The sequence below is a fragment of the Bacteroides salyersiae genome, from assembly GCF_031172035.1.
GTDB classification, from domain to species: domain Bacteria; phylum Bacteroidota; class Bacteroidia; order Bacteroidales; family Bacteroidaceae; genus Bacteroides; species Bacteroides salyersiae.
Genome location: NZ_CP133452.1, coordinates 4976521 through 4997175, shown reverse-complemented (window position 1 = coordinate 4997175; position 20655 = coordinate 4976521). Strand labels below are relative to the sequence as shown.

12 protein-coding genes are annotated in these 20655 nt (G+C 40.6%); 8 read left to right on the top strand and 4 right to left on the bottom strand.

The annotated features are described in order from the left end of the window. Positions 1-430 precede the first annotated feature (430 nt). From RB604_RS19220 to RB604_RS19210, 3 genes are all read left to right on the top strand, one after another. Positions 431-2011, top strand: coding sequence for a sulfatase family protein (locus RB604_RS19220; RefSeq protein WP_007481618.1), 1581 nt, complete (start codon positions 431-433; stop codon positions 2009-2011). Between the two features lie 22 nt (positions 2012-2033). Further along, the gene (locus RB604_RS19215; protein WP_007481619.1) at positions 2034-4358 is read left to right on the top strand and encodes a glycoside hydrolase family 20 protein; all 2325 of its coding nucleotides are present in this window, start codon (positions 2034-2036) and stop codon (positions 4356-4358) included. Between the two features lie 144 nt (positions 4359-4502). Next, a complete protein-coding gene (locus tag RB604_RS19210; protein WP_055294202.1) occupies positions 4503-7574 on the top strand; it encodes a glycoside hydrolase family 2 TIM barrel-domain containing protein in 3072 nt (1023 codons plus the stop codon). Positions 7575-7856: 282 nt separating this feature from the next. Here the strand turns inward: RB604_RS19210 and RB604_RS19205 are convergent, their stop codons facing one another. Together RB604_RS19205 and RB604_RS19200 are read right to left on the bottom strand one after the other, a co-directional pair. Beyond that, positions 7857-9077, bottom strand: a complete 1221-nt coding sequence (locus RB604_RS19205; RefSeq protein ID WP_444859570.1) for an IS256 family transposase — start codon at positions 9075-9077, stop codon at positions 7857-7859. Positions 9078-9205: 128 nt separating this feature from the next. Continuing rightward, entirely contained in the window at positions 9206-10864 is a 1659-nt protein-coding gene (locus RB604_RS19200; RefSeq protein ID WP_055294196.1) for an IS1182 family transposase, read from the bottom strand. Between the two features lie 277 nt (positions 10865-11141). Between RB604_RS19200 and RB604_RS19195 the strand changes: the two genes are divergently transcribed. From RB604_RS19195 to RB604_RS19175, 5 genes are all read left to right on the top strand, one after another. After that, positions 11142-13040, top strand: coding sequence for a CotH kinase family protein (locus RB604_RS19195; protein ID WP_055294194.1), 1899 nt, complete (start codon positions 11142-11144; stop codon positions 13038-13040). A gap of 49 nt (positions 13041-13089) precedes the next feature. Beyond that, the gene (locus RB604_RS19190; RefSeq protein ID WP_055294192.1) at positions 13090-13884 is read left to right on the top strand and encodes a polyphosphate polymerase domain-containing protein; all 795 of its coding nucleotides are present in this window, start codon (positions 13090-13092) and stop codon (positions 13882-13884) included. Between the two features lie 75 nt (positions 13885-13959). After that, a complete protein-coding gene (locus RB604_RS19185; protein ID WP_007481632.1) occupies positions 13960-14649 on the top strand; it encodes a DUF4956 domain-containing protein in 690 nt (229 codons plus the stop codon). Continuing rightward, positions 14625-15407: a DUF2490 domain-containing protein gene (locus RB604_RS19180; RefSeq protein WP_007481635.1), complete on the top strand. Its 783-nt coding sequence runs from the start codon at positions 14625-14627 to the stop codon at positions 15405-15407. Before RB604_RS19185 ends, RB604_RS19180 begins: the two co-directional genes overlap by 25 nt. Positions 15408-15446: 39 nt before the next feature. Then, complete coding sequence (locus tag RB604_RS19175; RefSeq protein ID WP_005930143.1) at positions 15447-16592, top strand: carbohydrate-binding domain-containing protein; 1146 nt, start codon at positions 15447-15449, stop codon at positions 16590-16592. A 770-nt stretch (positions 16593-17362) separates the two neighbouring features. Here RB604_RS19175 and RB604_RS19170 read toward each other — a convergent pair. Together RB604_RS19170 and RB604_RS19165 are read right to left on the bottom strand one after the other, a co-directional pair. Beyond that, entirely contained in the window at positions 17363-19978 is a 2616-nt protein-coding gene (locus RB604_RS19170; protein WP_117693816.1) for a UvrD-helicase domain-containing protein, read from the bottom strand. Between the two features lie 14 nt (positions 19979-19992). Next, positions 19993-20652, bottom strand: coding sequence for a hypothetical protein (locus RB604_RS19165; RefSeq protein WP_117693812.1), 660 nt, complete (start codon positions 20650-20652; stop codon positions 19993-19995). Positions 20653-20655 lie beyond the last annotated feature (3 nt).

The following is a 20655-nucleotide window of genomic DNA, read 5'->3' as shown; positions in this document are numbered from 1 at the left end:
TAAGTAGTGGTGAGTCATGAGCTCACTGCTACTTGCTGGAAAAAGTATAATAGAAATTGTGACGAATAATAATCATTTGGTCATATTTATTGTTGCAAATTATATTATATGAAATTTCTAATCTGAATAAATACTATTAAAGAGTAATTGTATGTTCTGTTAGTAATAACTATAAGATAACCAGACTTTATAAGATTGAGATGAGATCGTTTTCCCATTTTCAATTTTAGTGTCATTATTAGTTATTATTTTGTCTTTCTTTTCAAATAATATTCAGAAACAGATGTATTTTGAACATTTTTGGAATATATAAAATTATTTCCGAACATTGGTTAGTAACTATTGTCGTACATTTGTATTCTAATTAAGTATAGAATTACTGAAAGATAAAAGATAGAAATTATTGTATTTAAATTAATCTTGTTTTACAATGAACCGACCAGACTTAAAATTAGTTTATCCCTTTGCCGGATTAGCAACATTGGCAGCAGCTTCTTCTTGTCAGCATCAAAAGAAAGAAGAAGCAAAACCATATAATATTGTTTATATCATGACAGACGACCATACAGCTCAGATGATGAGTTGCTATGATACACGTTATATGGAAACTCCCAATTTGGATCGTATCGCTAATGACGGAGTACGCTTTACCAATAGTTTTGTGGCTAATTCACTGAGTGGACCGAGCCGTGCCTGCATGATAACCGGTAAGCATAGTTGTGCCAATAAATTTTATGATAACACTACCTGTATTTTTGATAGTGCACAGCAGACTTTTCCTAAGCTGCTTCAAAAGGTGGGTTACCAAACAGCTTTGGTAGGTAAATGGCACTTGGAAAGTTTGCCTTCCGGTTTTAATTATTGGGAAATCGTGCCTGGTCAGGGAGATTATTATAATCCGGATTTTATTACTCAGGATAATGATACCATTCAGAAACAGGGATATTTGACGAATATCATTACGGATGACGCTATCGACTGGATGGAGAATAAACGGGACAAAGAGAAGCCGTTCTGCCTTTTGATTCATCATAAGGCTATTCATCGTAATTGGATGGCAGATACATGCAATCTGGCACTCTATGAGGATAAGACTTTTTCTCTTCCGGAAAATTTCTTTGATGATTATGAAGGACGTCCGGCTGCTGCTGCGCAGGAGATGAGTATCGTGAAAGATATGGATATGATTTACGACTTGAAGATGCTTCGTTCGGATAAGAATTCACGTTTGAAATCTTTGTATGAGAGTTTTCTCGGACGTATGAATACTGATCAAAGGGCTGCATGGGATAGGTTTTACGGTCCGGTTATCGATGATTTTTACAAGCAGAACCTGAAAGGGAAAGAATTGGCCAATTGGAAATTCCAGCGTTATATGCGTGATTATATGAAGACGGTGAAATCATTGGATGACAATGTGGGTCGCGTACTCGATTATCTGGAAGAAAAAGGGATGCTGGACAATACTTTGGTGGTTTATACTTCAGATCAGGGATTTTATATGGGTGAACATGGCTGGTTCGATAAACGCTTTATGTATGAAGAATCGATGCGTACCCCTTTGATTATGCGTCTGCCGAAAGGTTTCGATCGTAAAGGCGACATCACCGAGATGGTTCAGAATATCGATTATGCGCCGACTTTCCTTGAACTGGCAGGTGCGCCGGTACCTGATGATATTCAGGGAGTATCGTTGTTGCCTCTGTTGAAAGGAGAACATCCGAAAGATTGGAGGAAAGCGTTGTATTATCACTTCTATGAATATCCTGCCGAGCATATGGTAAAACGTCATTATGGAATTCGTACGGAACGATATAAATTGATACATTTCTATAATGATATCGACTGGTGGGAATTGTATGATATCCAGAGCGATCCTACTGAAATGCATAATTTATATGGAAATATACAATATGATTCTGTAATAAACGAACTTAAAACGGAGATGCTTAAGCTACAGGAGCAATATGATGATCCGGTACGCTTTTCTCCGGAAAGAGATAAAGAATAAAAATGTAAATTGTTGATTTATCATGAAACACACCTTATCAATTATAATAGCATTACTGTTTGCCCCTATTATAGCAGTACAGGCTGACGACTTGACACGAAGTATTTCGATTGTTCCCACCCCGGTGCAGATGGTACCGGGAGAGGGGAGCTACCGATTTTCGGATCAGACGGTGTTTGCTGTAGAAAATTCGGGACAGGCGGAAGTTGTCAGGAATTTTATTAAACTGTTTACCCGTGCTGCCGGATTTACACCCCAACTGAAAGAGGGAAGCGCAGCCGGTGGTGACGTTTGTTGTGTAACAGATCGTAATTTAAAAAGTGAAGCTTACCGGTTGGAAGTTACTCCGAACCGTATCGTGATGAAAGCTTCGGATACGAAAGGCTTTTTTTATGCGTTGCAGACTATTCGTCTATTATTGCCGTCCTCTATCGAGAATGCTCGGAATGTAGGGGGGAATCCGGACTGGACAATACCTTCGGTGAAAATCAGTGATGAACCTCGGTTTGGTTATCGTGGGCTGTTGTTGGATGCCGCCCGTTTTTTTATTCCTAAAGAGAACGTGTTGCGGATTATGGATTGCATGGCTATGCTGAAGCTGAATAAATTGCATTTTCATTTATGCGATGATAATGGCTGGCGCTTGGAAATAAAAAAACATCCTCGTCTTACGGAAGTGGGGGCCTGGCGCGTGGATCGTAGGGATGTACCTTTTCATTCGCGAAGGAATCCGAAGTTGGGAGAAGCGACTCCTGTCGGTGGATTTTATACGCAGGAAGACATGAAAGAGATGATTGCTTATGCAGCCGAACGGCAGATCGAGGTGATTCCGGAAATAGAAATGCCTGCACACAGCAATGCTGCGTTGGCATCTTACCCGGAGTTGGCTTGTCCGGTAGTGAAGAATTTTATAGGAGTGTTGCCCGGTTTGGGTGGAACGCACGCCAATATTATTTATTGTGCAGGCAATGATAGTGTATTTGCCTTCTTGCAGGATGTAATTGATGAAGTGGTGGAGTTGTTTCCTTCCCGGTATATTCATCTGGGAGGTGATGAGGCTAATAAGACGAATTGGGAAAAATGCCCTCTTTGTCAGGCACGGATGAAAAAAGAACATCTGACTCACGAAGAGGATTTGCAGGGATATTTTATGAAGCGGATGTGTGAATATGTGCAAAGTAAAGGACGTGAGGTAATCGGATGGGATGAATTGACCAATAGTACGATTCCTGATGGGACTATTATTTTGGGCTGGCAAGGAATGGGGACGGCCGCTTTGAAAGCTGCTGAATTGGGGCATCCGTTTATCATGACCCCGGCACGCATCATGTATCTGATTCGTTATCAGGGGCCACAATGGTTTGAACCTGTTACTTATTTCGGAAATAATACTTTGCGGAATGTGTTTGACTATGAACCGGTGCAGGAAGACTGGAAACCGGAGTATACATCTCTTCTGATGGGAGTACAAGGGTCTATGTGGACGGAGTTCTGCAATAAACCCGAAGATGTGGATTATTTGCTTTTCCCTCGTTTGGCGGCAGTGGCCGAGAGGGCTTGGACAAAACCGGAGTTGAAAGATTGGAACGGTTTTTTGAAAGGACTGGATGTTTATAACAGCCATATTGCGGTTAAAGGGGTGGGCTATTCCCGTTCGATGTATAACATTCAGCACACCGTGACATCGGTAGATGGAGCGTTGCAGGTTAATCTGGAATGTATTCGTCCGGATGTAGAAATACACTATACATTGGATAATAGGGAACCTTCGGTAAAATCACCTCGTTACACTCAATGTCTGACTGTCAAAAATGCACAAGTATTGAGATGTGCTACTTTTAAAGATGGGAAACAGATGGGAAAGACGCTGATTTTACCTGTTATTTGGAATAAGGCTACCGGTAAGCCTGTACTTGGAGATAACAAGAATGAGATAGTGATGACGAACGGGATACGTGGAAGTCTGAAACAGACCGATTATGAATGGTCTTCTTGGGAAAAGAGCGATCACATTTCCTTTACAATTGATTTACAGAAAAAAGAGATATTGAATACATTAACTTTAGGCTGTATTACCAATTATGGAATGGCTATTCATAAGCCTGCTGTTGTCAAAGTGGAAGTCTCTGATGATAACCGTAAGTTCCGTGAAATAGGAATATTGAACTTTACTTCCGAAGAAATTTTCCGGGAGGGTAATTTTATCGAAGACTTATCATTGGATATGGGCGGTATACAGGCTCGCTATATCCGTATTACGGCTGAGGGCCCCGGAGCATGTCCGGAGGATCATGTACGACCGGGGCAGGAATCCCGGGTGATGTTCGACGAGGTGATGGTGGAGTGAGAATTAGATTTTAGAATTTAGTAGCTGGTAGTTAGAATCCTTGCGGCGTGACAGTCACAAACGGCATATCTTCTACCTTCTACCTTCCAACTCCTAACTTCTAACTCCTAACTACCAGTTTCTAATTTTAAAAACATAAAAACGATGAATAACTCATTGAAATCATTTTTATTGATGATACTGGCAATGCCGGTTATCATTCCTGTTACGGCACAGCAACAGCCTGAATGGCAGAGCCAGTATGCCGTGGGGTTGAATAAATTGGCTCCTCACACTTATGTGTGGCCTTATGGCAGTGCTTCGGAAGTACAAAAAGGTGCTTATGAGCAATCTCCTTATTATATGAGCCTGAATGGTAAATGGAAGTTTAATTGGGTAAAGAATCCAGATAATCGTCCGAAAGATTTTTATAAACCTGCTTTCTATACCGGCGGATGGGCAGATATTGATGTTCCCGGTAACTGGGAACGCCAAGGGTATGGTACGGCTATTTATGTTAATGAGGCCTATGAATTTGATGATAAGATGTTCAATTTCAAAAAGAATCCTCCTCTGGTTCCTTATAAAGAGAATGAGGTAGGCTCTTACAGGCGAACCTTTACCATTCCCGCCGGATGGGAAGGGCGTCGTGTCGTTCTTTGTTGTGAAGGAGTTATTTCCTTCTATTATATATGGGTAAACGGTGAGTTTTTGGGATATAATCAAGGATCTAAGACAGCTGCGGAATGGGACATCACAGATAAACTGGTAAATGGGGAAAATACGATCGCACTTGAAGTATATCGTTGGAGCTCAGGATCTTATCTGGAATGCCAGGATATGTGGCGTTTGAGTGGAATTGAGCGGGATGTGTATCTTTACAGTACTCCGAAACAGTACATTGCCGATTATAAGGTGACTTCTGTTCTTGAAAAGGAATATTATAAAGAGGGGATATTTAATTTGGATGTGACGGTTGCCGGTCCTGCATCGGGGATAGCTTCCATTGGTTATACACTGAAAGATGCTTCGAATAAAACGGTCCTGCAAGGAAGTCAGGATATAAAGTCGCGCGGATTGAGTAACTATATTACATTCGATGAACAGCGTATTCCCGATGTGAAAAAATGGAGTGCCGAATATCCGAATTTGTACACATTAATATTGGAATTGAAAGACGCGAGTGGAAAGACTACCGAAATAACAGGTTGTGAGGTTGGTTTCCGTACTTCCGAAATAAAAGACGGACGTTTCTGCATCAACGGTGTACCTGTATTGGTAAAGGGGGTCAACCGTCATGAGCATTCCCAGTTGGGCCGTACAGTCAGCAAAGAATTGATGGAAGAAGACATTAAATTGATGAAGCAACACAATATCAATACCGTCCGCAACTCTCATTACCCGACCCATCCTTATTGGTATCAGCTTTGCGACCGTTATGGCCTTTATATGATCGACGAGGCCAATATCGAATCGCATGGTATGGGTTACGGTTCTGCTTCTCTTGCCAAGGACAGCACATGGCTTACGGCACATATGGATCGTACGCACCGCATGTACGAGCGTTCAAAGAATCATCCGGCTATTGTTATCTGGTCTTTAGGCAACGAATCCGGAAATGGAATTAATTTCGAACGTACGTATGACTGGTTGAAATCGGTAGAAAAGAATCGTCCTGTACAGTACGAACGTGCGGAGGAAAATTATAATACGGATATCTATTGCCGCATGTATCGGAGCGTGGATGTGATTAAAGATTACGTGTCCCGTAAGGATATCTACCGTCCTTTCATCCTTTGCGAATACCTGCATGCCATGGGCAACAGTTGTGGCGGCATGAAGGAATACTGGGATGTGTTCGAAAGTGAACCGATGGCCCAGGGTGGTTGTATTTGGGATTGGGTCGATCAGTCGTTCCGTGAAATCGACAAGGATGGTAAGTGGTATTGGACTTATGGTGGTGATTACGGTCCGAAAGATATTCCCAGTTTTGGTAATTTCTGCTGTAACGGACTTGTAAATGCCATTCGCGAACCTCATCCCCATCTGTTGGAAGTGAAGAAAATCTATCAGAATATCAAGAGCACATTGATTGGCAAGAAGGATTTGACGGTTCGTGTGAAAAACTGGTTCGATTTCTCCGATTTGAATGAATATGTATTGAATTGGAATGTAACCGGTGATGACGGAACGATAATTGCCGAAGGTACGAAAGAGGTTGCTTGTGCTCCTCATGCGACGGTAGATGTTACTTTGGGAGATGTCAAACTTCCGAAAACGCTCCGCGAGGCTTATCTTAATTTGAGTTGGAAACGGCAGGAAGCCACCCCGTTGGTAAATACCGATTGGGAGGTAGCTTATGACCAGTTTGTACTTCCGGTATCTAAAAATGCTCGTGGATACAGACCGGATAAAGTCGGAAATACGACTTTTACGGTTGATAAGGCAACAGGTGCTTTGAATTCTCTTTGTCTGGATGGAGAAGAGTTATTAGGGAGTCCGATGACACTGAGCTTGTTCCGTCCGGCCACAGATAATGACAATCGCGATCAGATGGGAGCTAAATTATGGAGGGCTGCCGGATTGGATGCGTTGACTCAAAAAGTGGTTTCCTTGAAAGAAAGCAAAACATCGACTACTGCACAGGTCGATATCCTGAATGCAAAAGGGGAGAAGGTGGGCGATGCTACTTTTGCCTATACGTTGAATCGTGACGGCTCTGTGAAAGTACGGACCACGTTCCAGCCCGACACGACATTGGTAAAATCAATGGCCCGCCTGGGGCTGACATTCGAAGTGGAGGATGCATACGACCATATAACTTATTTGGGAAGAGGTGAACACGAAACCTATATCGACCGGAATCAGTCGGGTAAAATCGGCATTTATGAAACGACTCCGGAGCGTATGTTCCATTATTATGTGGTACCTCAATCTACGGGAAACCGTACGGATGTCCGTTGGATGAAACTGACGGATGATGCCGGTAAGGGTTGTTGGGTAGAGTCGGATTCTCCGTTTCAGTTTAGCACCATTGCTTTCCCGGATGTAATGGTGGAGAAAGCGCGCCATATCAATGAACTGGAACGTAATGGAAAGATAACCGTACATCTGGATGCCAAACAGGCAGGTGTAGGTACCGCAACTTGCGGGCCGGGAGTGCAGTCACAGTATCTGGTTCCATTGACAAAACAAACTTTTGATTTCATTATTTATCCGGTGAAGAATAGAGAATAATAGAAGGTAATTATATATTGCCTTACAGTGTGAATCCTTGTTAAGCAGTAGGATATATGAAAATATAAACCCTCTATAAATTGTATAATCGTTTATAGAGGGTTTTGCTGTAAGATAGTATAAGTCGCCTTGCTTAAATAAACTGGTAAATACTTTTAAGAAGAAAGTTTAAATATGCTCTAAGATGAGGAGGTTGTGTCAAAACGTTGGCACAACCTTTTTCTATAATGGCAGTATCCATAATTTTGTGTAAATAGAAACGGGATTCAGTTATAAGTTCTCTTATATCTGAATTCTGTTTTCAAAAATAAGCATAAATTGATTCATAATCAATCCCCAGTTAGTAATCGGCATTGTCCATTTCTTCTCAATCTCCATCAGAGAAAGGTATACCATTTTCTTCACAGCATCATCCGAAGGGAATGAAAGTTTTGATTTAGTGTACTTTCTGATTTTTCCATTCAGATTTTCTATGAGGTTTGTTGTGTAGATTATTTTCCTGATTTCCAATGGGAACTGGAAGAAAACAGTCAGGTCATCCCAGTTATTCCTCCATGAGAGGATGGCATAAGGGTACTTCCCTCCCCATTTCTTTTCCAAATTATCCAGTTCCACGGCAGCAGCCTCCTTGTTGGGCGCGTTATAGATGTTCTTCATATCGGCTGTAAACTCTTTCTTGTCCTTGTAAACGACATATTTGCAGGAGTTCCTAATCTGATGTACGACACATATTTGCGTGGAAGATTGAGGAAATACGGCACGTATGGTGTCGGTAAATCCGTTCAGGTTGTCAGTGCAGGTAATCAGTATGTCCTGCACTCCGCGGGCCTTCAAATCTGTCAGGACACCCATCCAGAATGAAGAACTTTCTGATTTTCCCACCCACATGCCAAGGACTTCCTTCAAGCCGTTCTGTTTCAGACCGATACAGAGATAGACAGTCTTGTTGATGATTTTACCGTTGTCACGAACCTTGAAGACAATACCGTCCATCCAAACGATAAGATAGACCGGGTCCAAAGGGCGGTTCTGCCATTCCTGAGCAGCTTGATTGACTTTGTTCGTGATGATGGAAATGGCTGATGTGGACAGTTCTATCTCATAGATTTCACGCATCTCCTCTTCTATGTCGGACACGATCATTCCTTTGGCATATAGGGAGATAACAAGTTTTTCTATGGAAAGCCCACGACTCTCGTGTTTGGGAACAACTATGGGCTCGAATTCACCGTTACGGTCACGGGGAATAGGTATGACCGCTTCACCGTGTTCGGTTTGGATTTTCTTGGGGTAGCTGCCGTTACGGGAATTGCCGCTGTTATGACCGGAAACCGAATTCTTCTCATAACCCAGATGGGCATCCATCTCACCTTCAAGCATTTTCTCCAATACCTGCGCGTGTAACTGCTTCAGAAACTTGCTGACATCAGCTTCTGTTTTGAACTGGCTAAGGAACTCCTTACTTAATACCTCATCAGGCACTACATGATTCTTCTCTTTCATAATTTTCTTCATTTTGCAAAGCTATTAAATAAAAAATACGGAACCCATACTGAATCCCGTATTTTACATTTACACAAAATATTTTATAGTGCCTCTATAATTTATAGTCCTGTTATCTTTTCTTTTGTCTACGCCGCTTTTTTCTCATTCATTTGGTAACAAGTTGCTATCTTCCCGTTGTATCGGGTTATAAATAGTCCAATAAATATAGATTTAGCAAGTGTAATGAGCTCCTTTCCTGCTTTTCTCAGTTTTGCACACATCTTTTTGATATTAAAAGCTATGGCAAAGAAGGCAAAGTCCATTTTCACCTTGTCTTCTCCCACATGCCGGAACCTCCTGTATGCCATGTTGTATTTCATTTGTCCGAAAACAGCTTCCGGTTCTATACACCGCCTGCCCCTATGCCTGACTCCTTCTTCTGAAACTAATCTTTTCCGTGCCTGCCGTTTATATTGGTTTAACCGGTGGTTGACTTCTATAATACGGTTCCCCTGTGCTTTAAAACAACTTCCATGCAAAGGACAACCTTCGCATCTTTGTGCTTTATACCGGGCACTTTCGGTGATGTATCCGCTCGCTGTTTTGTCACGTCTGGTTCCTATTCGGTTCATGTGTTGCCCCATCGGACAAACGTAATAATCCTCTCCCGCATTGTAATGGAGACTTTCCGCATGGAACGGGTTGGGAGTATAACGGGGACGCTGCTCTTTATGGAAGTAGTTGTACTTGACAAAGGCCTCTATCCCATTTTCCTGCATGAACCGGTAATTTTCTTCCGAGCCGTAACCGGAGTCTGCCACACCGATACTCGGTAAGCGGTTATAGCGGTGCTGGAAGGAGTGGAAGAAAGGGATCAGGGTCAGCGTATCGGTGGGGTTGGGAAACAGCCGGAAGTCTATGATGAACTGGTTTTCAGTACCTATTTGTAAATTATACCCGGGTTTGGTCTGCCCGTTCTTCATGGCGTCTTCTTTCATACGCATGAATGTGGCATCAGGATCGGTCTTGGAATAGGAATTACGTTCTCCAAGGACTTCAAGGTGATTGTCGTATTCAATCAGCTTGTCACGATACCCTTCAAGTTCCCTGACCTGTTTTTTCTTTTCACGCAGAGCTTTCTTTTGTTCCTTGTCCTGTGTTACTTGGTGTTCCAGCACTTCTTTGAGTTCATCCACTATATTAGAGAGCATGGAGGGAGTCAACTCCACGGATGTGTCTTTTACAGAATTCTCCTGTATAATGGCTTCATCCACCTGCTCCAGAAGGATGCGAATCTTATTCAGCAACCTTGTACGGTTCTTTTCGACTGTCTTGCGCCAGACAAAAGTATATTTGTTGGCCTTGGACTCAATCTTGGTGCCGTCGATATACTCCACGTCAAGACTGATGAAACCCTTGTCGGCAAGGACAAGAACCAGCTGCGTGAAGACGTTGTTTATTTCCTCCTTTACACGGTTACGGAAACGGTTGATGGTTATGAAATCCGGATGCTCATGACCGGCAAGCCAGATATAATGGATATCACGCAAAAGAAGCTTCTCTATTTTACGACAGGAATAGATATTATTCATATAAGCGTAGATAATTACCTTGAGTATCATTTGGGGATGATAAGCTGAGCGCCCCGTTTCTTTATAAAGCTTCTTGAAATTATCAAGATTGAGATTATCAACAACTGCATTGACTATGCGGACCGGATCGTCCGCAGCTATGTTTTCATCAATTCTTTGTGGAAAAAGAACGGTTTGGTTGGGAATGTAAGAACAAAAATGTAACTTTGCCATAACGAAAAAACTGATGCCTAAAGTTACATAAACTTTGGGTAATAACAAAGCCCGGGCTTGGGAAAGTCCGGGCTTTGCGCATAAAAAAAGGCTGTGCCAGCATTTTGACACAACCTCCTATGCGTTATAATTAAAAAATACCATTTGTTATTATTTTCACTTTTTAATGTTTTCGATCTTTTACATGATTTTGATATTTTAATTTATGTAAAATTTGGTTTCATACCATAAAAGCAATATATTTGTTGACTAAACTATTCTAAATCTATAAAATACAATGAAAAAGATACTTGTATTTTTCATGTTGGCGGTCACTTTGATTACTTATGTACAAGGGGTGACCATATCTTCTTCGTACATCAGTGATATCACGTTAGATGGAGTTCCGGCTGTTATTGAGAACACTCATGGGGAGGAACGTTTATTCTTCGCCATAGACCCTGACAAAGGATCTGCATTTACAGCAATCCTTAGTTGTCCGGGAGCGACACAAATCCTGTTCGATGGACAGAATATCTCCACCGACAATCCTGTAATAACCGTTGCTGACTATGCGACGGGTAACCATACCCTTTCTGTGACTCGTGAAGGAATACAGCGTACATGGCGATTGATGTTCACCACGCTGCCGATTATCTGTTTCGATTCAGACCTGGAAGCAATGCTTGCCGTGCGTAACAGTGAAGATTTGTATTATCAAAATCCCCGTAAAAAAACAGATGGGTATATCGTGATTGTCGATCCTCTGAAACGTACGGATGGTGAATATGTGTTTAGCCAAAACACAAAATCCCGCATTCGTGGTGCGGCATCGGGTGGATATAGTAAAAAATCATTCACTGTTAGCCTGTATGATGATGCTTACGAAGATAAGGTAGATGCCACCGTTCTCGGTATGCGCGATGATGACGGATGGATTCTCGATGCAATGTATGCCGACCATGCACGGATGCGTAACCGCTTGTTGTTTGATATTTGGAACGATATGGACGATCTGCCTTACGACAAAGACTCTGATAAACCTTTTCAGGCCAATGGCACCCACGGCATGCATGTCGAGATACTGTTCAACGGTTCATACTTCGGGCTTTACTGCCTTACCGATAAAATCGACCGTAAACAGCTTAATTTGAAGAAATCGCGTACCGATTTCGACGGTAATTACACGGGTTCCCGTGGCATATTGTGGAAGGGGAGATTCATGCAAGATATCTGTACTTTTAACTCATACCCCAAAGAATATCCTGCTGACACATTGTATTGGGGATATGTTTCTCAGGAATATCCCGACGACAATAATTCTCAGGCTAATTGGGAACTGCTCAAGCAATTCATCGACCTGATTTCTCCGGCCAATAATGGGAAATACGATGAAGGAGCCAAAGGACGTCTCACGGCAGCATTGCCCCAATGGATTTATATTGACAATGTGGTCAATTATCAGATATTCGGCGAAGTATTTTGCCTTCAGGATAACTGGGGCAAAAATCTGCTTTATAGTATCCGTAATTTGGAGAAAGGGCATAATATTCTTTTCACTCCTTGGGATCTGGATGCAAGTCTGGGGCGCACTGCCGGTGGAGACATTCACGGAATCGATGATCCCAAATGGCACCCTTTCGGGGAACATTGCTCCCCGAAAAACGGCATGTATTTCACTCTTTTGCAGCATAATCCCCTTGAGTATAAAACTCGATTGCGGCATCGTTGGAATATGCTGAAAGATAACCTCCTCTCTCCTGAAGCGGTATACACGCGTATGAAAACCTATGCCGATAAACTCACAAATAGCGGTGCATGGGCACGGGAAAAAGCCCGTTGGCCCGAACATGCCGGAGACGTGTACGAAGAAATAGATTATATGAAATCGTATTTTGAAATTTATCACGACCTTTTCGAAAAAGCGGTGGTAAATTTCCCGACGGGTATAACGTCTCCTGCTATGGAGGAATCTGATGCTATCCTGCAGGTTTATACCGGTGCAGGAAGTATAAATGCCAGTGTTTCCGGCAATAACGATAAAGGTGTAATTGCTGTGTTCGATGGTGCAGGACGTTTCATTACCTCTTCGGAAACATCACAGTTGCAAATTGGCGGATTGGTGTCCGGAATATATTGTGTACAACTTAGGCTTGACAATCGGGTTCAGATTCAAAAAGTGATTGTGAGAGAATAGGGGGGGAGATATCGACACATTATCAGAAACAATTTTGAACGATTGCTGAATGAACATGAGGGATATTTTGAATGTCTATAGCCCGATAACGCTCGACGAGATGAGTGGAATAAGTTTGATGAACCGGACGGATACCAAATTTGTTGCCGGTATCGAAAGGGTTCGTGAGCTGTTGTTTATGGCAAAGAACGATTATTTTGTACAGCAAACCGGTGGAATGCGGATATTGTCATACTATTCGGTGTATTTTGACACAAAGACATTCGATATGTACGTAGCCCATCAAAATGGTAAATTGAATCGCCAGAAGATACGTATTCGTTCGTATGTCGACTCGGGGGATAATTTTCTTGAAGTGAAAACAAAGAACAATCGTGGACGGACTGATAAAAAACGCATACCTGTTGATACATTTGATCCGTCTAAACCGCAATACAACATTATATTTTCCGATGACATTCATGATGATAAACCAAACTGTGTCGATTTTCTCAAAGAATATCTCCATTGTTCCCCTGCCACACTTAAGGAGTCGCTTGAGATTCGTTTTGATCGTATCACTCTCGTGAACAAGAAAAAGACCGAACGATTGACAATTGATATGAATCTGAATTTCTTTAACACATCCACCGGTATTATAAAGTCCCTCGAAAAACTTGCCGTAATTGAGCTCAAGCGTGATGGATTAGTACATTCGCCTGTTCTTGAGATGCTTCGTACTTTGCGTATTTTACCGATGGGATTCAGTAAATATTGCATAGGGTCGGCTATTACCAATCTGGCTTTAAAACGTAATCGGATTCTTCCGAAATTGCGGCAGATTGAAAAGATATCCGTGGTTTGATGTACAAAATGACTATGTAGTAAAGCGTCGATAAAAATACAGAATAACACATTTATCAAATATAATTTTTACATAATGGAAGATATTGAAACTTTAGACTTATTGGGAACACCGTTGATGGAAGGATATAACTTGATTACTATGTTATTGAGATTTTCGTTCAATATGCTCGTGGTGTGGCTTATGATTCATTGCCTCTATTACCCTAAGAGCGGACGGAGAGACTATTACTTTACATTTATGCTTATCAGCATCAGTATCTTTTTTCTGATTTTCCTGCTCGGTGGTGTGAAATTGAAAATCGGATTTGCACTCGGCTTGTTTGCTATTTTCGGAATAATACGTTATCGTACGGAGTCTATGCCGGTGAGGGAGATGACGTATCTGTTTTGTATCATAGCAATATCGGTTATAAATGCTCTTGCCATCACGATAAGCTATATCGAACTTCTTGTAACGAATGTCATATTCTTATTGGCCGCATGGTTCTTTGAAAGTTACATACTACTGAAGCATGTATCGACGAAACTGATCCAGTATGACCGTATTGCGCTTATAACGCCCGATAAGCGTCTTGAACTGATAACTGACTTGGAGCATCGCACAGGATTGAAAATTAACTCGGTTGAAATCGGTGCGATTGATTTTCTACGTGATATGGCAATAGTGAAAATATATTATGAGACAGATCATGTGGGCGATAACAGTATTAACAACGAACTTAAATTATCCCGTGAAGAATGGACAGATGTAGGAAGACAATAACCCGTTATGCCCGCATTCCGACTCTTGCGGCAATATTAGTCGTTGGGTTGCTTGGGCCGACAAGTGTAAAGGCGCAATCTTCCGATTTTGGTATATGGTCGGCGGTTGGGGTTGAAAAGAAAATTAACAAGAAATGGAATGTCGGTGCGGAGACCGAATTTCGCACCCGTAACGATTCGAAGACACCCGAAAGATGGAGTTTCGGAGTGGATGGCAGCTATAAGTTAATGCGTTACGTCAAAGTTGCTGCTGCTTACAGCCTGCTTTACGATAATAACAAAGAGAAAATAACGTGGAATCCCGACGGTAACTACAACAATTGGCGTCCGTCTTATTGGGGAGTACGCCATCGCTTTTCCTTTTCCGTGACCGGGAATGTCGATATAGGAAGGTTGAAACTTTCATTGCGCGAACGCTGGCAGTATACTTATCGTCCGTCGAAGATTACCGAACGCTATGATTTTGATAATGCGCAATGGGAGACTACTGAAGTTCGTGGCAAGGGGCGGAACGTTTTACGTTCGCGATTTCGTGTAAGATACGATATTCCTCATTGCAAGCTCGATCCATATACTGATATTGAGTTGTTTAATTCGTGGTCACTGACTAAAATGCGCTACACTATCGGTGCTGATTATAAAATAAGGAAAAGACACGTTGTCGGTCTTTATTATCGGTGGCAGAACATTACCGGTGACGATGATGATAATCAGCCGGATTGTCATATTCTCGGTATGGGTTATACGTTTAAATTTTAAGATATGTATAAATTCTATTCAATAATAATATTTGTAGTCATGGCGGTATTTACGTCATGTGAGAATGATGACACCGATTTCAGTCATATCATTGATGGGGCTGAAGTTGAAGTGAAAGATATCGAATTTGATTCTACGCCACTTGACGAGGGAGTCGAAAACATTCCCTCTGACGATAACGACTACGTTGAAAACAGTGATTTTTATTCTGTTGTCAAAGTCGATTATCGTGGGATGACTGCTGTAGTGAGCGGTGATGTCGATATGGTAACCGTATTTGTCGAAGGTGCACATGTCACTATCCATTCTTATCGGCACAACATCGAGTATGTACTTAAGGGTTCGAGTGATAACGGTTCGTTCAAAATTTACAGCGACTACAAAATGAAAATCACATTGGATGGCGTTGCATTGCATCATCCTTCGGGTGCCGCTCTCAATAATCAGTGCGGTAAGTCACTCTATCTCGTACTTGCGCCCGGCAGCGAAAATACTCTCAGCGACGGTGATCATTACATAATGTCCGGCAATGAAGATATGAAAGGGGCTTTTTTTAGTGAAGGGCAAATTATATTCAGTGGTTCGGGAATTCTTAATGTAAAAGGGGGGTATAAAAATGCCATTGTCAGCGATGATTATATCGTGTTTCGTCCCGGTAATGTGATTAATGCCGGCAGCACAGCTGGTCACGGCATTAAAGCTAATGATGGGGTGAAGATAATGGGGGGAGTACTCAATGTGGAAGTGACTGTAGCGGCAGCCAAAGGCATTAATTCCGAGTATGATGTGATTGTGCGCGGAGGACGTACCACGGTTATCACATCGGGCAATCCGCGTGTTAAGAGTGATGATAGCAGCAGTTGTGCAGCAGTAAAATGTGACGGCTCATTCATCATGACTGCGGGAATGCTTAACCTCAAAAGTACCGGTGAGGGAGGTAAGGGTATCAATTCCGATAAAGACATTTCGATAATATCCGGAGAACTCAACGTTGTGACACTCGGCGACAAAGGTGTGGCATCGCCCAAAGGCGTTAAAGCGGACGGCGACATCACTTTCGGAAAGGCGGACATATATGTTTATAGTAAAGTGGGCCGTGCCATCGATGCTTTCGGCTCATTTACATTTGGTTCTGACTACGCTTCACTTATCGACAGTAAACATTTCTTTGAGATAAAATATTAATAAACCCTTAATGCCTAATATCGCTTTTGTTTAATATTTTTTGAAAGCAAAATTGAAACAAGTCAATCTTTTCTATTTTTTAAAAATATTTTGTTCGGAATAGTATAATTTCATTTGAAATCTTATAGTTATAGACATTTTTGGAAAATAAAAAAATAGTTTTAGACATCATTTTGTATTTATCATCGTAAGTTTGCAATAATATTCAAATATTTGATGATATCGATTCGATATAAAAGTGTTGTATAGCTTTCTGGAGAGATAATAAACTATAAAAATAGAAATTATATTGAAATATGTTGAGTATATGTGAAATGTTCGGGCTTTCAACTAATGGGAAATCGTATGAGGCCTGTTGAGTGAAGTTGATAGATGAAGGAGGGAAAATATATTGAGTAGGATTGAATTCTTGGTTGCGGCTTAGTACTTTTCCTTTTTCAAATGTAATATTATTAAAGAAAGTGTGTTATGTCAATGAATTGGAATGTAGTGGAAAGATAACTTTGTATTAAGGAAATAGTGTTGACGGTTTATCATTGAATAGTAGAGAAAATCCATTCATGACAAAGAATATTTCTGTAATCTTGGAATATCTTTTTTAGTGCCTTATACAAAGGACTTTGGGAGAATTACCCAATTTTGAGGTAATGACTTGGCAACTGTGCAATCTGCTGCGTTATACCTTGAATTGCTTTCAAGTAACTCGTTTCCGTGTACAAAAATAATAGAATAGTCCGATGCACACAAGGTACATCAAAGAAAAAGTTCGACTATTTGTTTAGTTTGTTTAATCGCATTACAATTGAAGTTTGACTTCTACCCATTTTGTTTGCAATATATTTGACACTCTTACCTTCATTGTGCAGTTTCAATAAAAATTGGTCTGCACTTCTTGTCCATCTTTTATTGGCGTTAGGGTGCTTTACATAGCTTTCTTCTGACACCTTTTCGGGGTGCAAGAATTCATCCACAAATACAGACGGGAAACGCTTATCGTATAATACAAGCGTTTTTACCTTAGCCCTTGTTATTGCAACATAGAATAATCTTCTTTCTTCTCCGTATGGGAATTGGTCGCTCTTAGTGAGCACATAGTTAAGCACAGGGTCGTTACTCACCTGTGATGGGAAACCGTATGTATCTTTATTGCATTGTAAGAGTATTACATAATCCGCTTCAAGACCTTTTGACTTATGTACGGTTAAAAACTCTATTTTTCGTCCTCCTATCACATAGTAGAATCTATTACCCTCTTTAATTGATTGGTACATAAAAGAGAGGTAGTAATCATCAAAAGAGTAACGCCCCAATAGGAATATTGATTTATCCGATGGAATAGAAGCCACAAGTTGCCCTATCGTATTGCAGTAATCTCGTCTATCATAAGTATAGAATTCCAACTCGGTTCTCATTTCTGAGCTGAACGAATGGATACTCTTTTGTATTTGGGCTTTATTGCGTTGTATAAAGTTCGACGATAAAGAAACCAAAGGCTCTCCAAACCTGTATGTAGTTTCAATCTTGTTTATCTCCGTTGCTCCAAAATATTCGGGGAATTGATTGAATAGAGCCATATCACTTCCCGAAAAACGATAAATAGACTGCCAATCATCACCCACACAATACAACTTTGCAGGAGGATTACCCTCTCGCAATACTTTCAAGAAGTTGTAACGGTCAACAGAAATATCTTGAAACTCATCCACTATGATATAATCATATTCAACAGGGTGTGAAGTACGACATATCTCAGTGGCTTGAAGAATAGCATCGGTAAAATCAATTTGGTTACTATCGCTTAACGCATTTATGTAGCGTTCATATACAGGTTGAAATATATTCTTGATGATAAACACACTTCGTTCATCATCTGCATTTTTGGCTTGTTTCAAAACCTCTTTAACTGATTTACAACTTGATTTTACCAATGTAACGAAAGTAACAACAAGTCGTATAAACGCCTTTTCCTGCTTGCTGCCTTTGGGTAGTACTAAATCGTATAACTCCTCATCGGTCTTTTCTTGAATTGGTACACCTGCTTCAGCTAATAGTTTACGAAGTTTATCCCTAATATCAGAATAATGGAAATCTGCACTTGATGTCACTAAAAGTTGTGTACCAAATTTCTCGTGAGCCGCTTTTTTCCAAGTTATACCATCATTGTATTTCTGATAGGCTTCTTCGTAGGTTATACCCTTGTCTTTTGCGAACCAAGCAGGAACAAGTCCGTGTTCATCAACTCCGAAATGTTCAAGATAGATGCGTTTGGTTACTCCTTCTTGCTTAAAATATATTGAGAAGTCGGGACGATATTGTGAGTGCATCTCATCTGCTAATTGATGTTCGTATGGTTCTTCATATCTGAATTTCACTCCCAGCGAGGACAAAGCAAAACATATTTTTTGTTCTTGTTCACTTCTCACATATATGGCTCTGCCGTCCATATCGGGGAACATCGCCTTTAGCTGCACATTCTTTTGCTCTGATAATTGCTCTCGTCTTTCATTCTTGCGTTGTTCCCAATCGGCTTCATTCGTTTGGTAATCAATGAAGTATTCCACTATACTTTTCTTGAAAGACGATTTATCTAATAATTTGTGATATATATCAACAAACAATGAATCTGTATTGTCGCAAATCGATGGTTTTGTGCCTGTTGTTTTGCCTATAATATCAATGGCTAACTTATGGAATGTGTAACCTTTCAATCCATTGGTCGCCATTCTTTCGGTTAGTTCGGCTGCTGCTTTGTTCGTGTAACTGATTAGTAATATTTTATGAGGTGCAATGCCTTTTACTTCCGTCAAGTATTTGACTTTTCCCACAATAGAAGAGGTCTTTCCGCTACCTGCACTACTAACGACCAAGCAATTATCTTCCTCTGAAACGATTGAACGTCTTTGTTGCATGTCTAATGGATATTTTAGACAATGGTCGAAAAAATCTTTATGAGCGTCAAGCAAAAATGTGATAACGCCCTCATTATGCTGTTTTACAAGTTTATTGATGGCTCCAAAATCATTGATGAATTTGGAAATGTTTTCAGATGGAGTGATTTTAAAGGCTTCAAGTTTCTTCAAAAGAGAATATGCCTCTTGAAAATGTGATTTGTAATGATTTATAAAATCTTGTTCTTGCGTTGCAGAGATTATCTTGCCATAAAAGCCATTGTTCAAGTCGGTAGGAATATCTATAAACTCTTTCTCATTGAGAGTAGATAATCTATCTTTTGCTTGCTCATAGTTTGATTTCTCGCTATATGAAGATATCTGACTGAACTTTTCTGAAAGTGCATTGACTTGTTTTTTTAGGCGTATTCGTACCATTGCCATCACGATAACCGAAATCGCAATTATACAAATCATCATAATAAACAATGGCTGCATATTAGAAGTAATATTTATCTGAATCTTTCAATCCATCTATAATCATCCCCTTTGGTACTCCACTGAAATTTCCACATATCGCCTGTGTTATCGTTTATAAGATAGTATTGATACATACTTGTTAGTGGCTGAATAGAGAATACACACCTTTCGTTATTTTCTACTAATTCGTTTTTATTGATAGGAATACAAAATAGGTTGTCTAAATCTTGTGTACTATATTGAACTTGCCATAGTCGCCCATTATATGAGTCTAACAATATAAATGTCCACATATTTTGAGTAGCAAACATCTGGAATCTATTAGTCCAATTTGAAGATTTTTCAGGATATGCAAGAGAAAACATATTGATAGGTGCAGCAAACATATAGTCTTCCCCCTTGACACTAAACTGAACTTGCCAATTCTTACCTGTATATGTATCAAGCATTATGAAAGTCCACATATTCTGTGTCTCATAAAGGCGAAATCTACCTTCTCTATCTCCTAAAATTTCTCTTGCACTACAAATTTCCCAAGACTGACCATCATCTTGAATTTGTTGAACTTCACCTGTCATCGTATTTAAACGAAGTTGATTATGGTAGTTCTGAGTCTTATATACCTTATATATTTGAGCATACGATGTAGCAGCGATAACCATAAAAACAAGTAATGCAATAAGCTTTCTCATAAT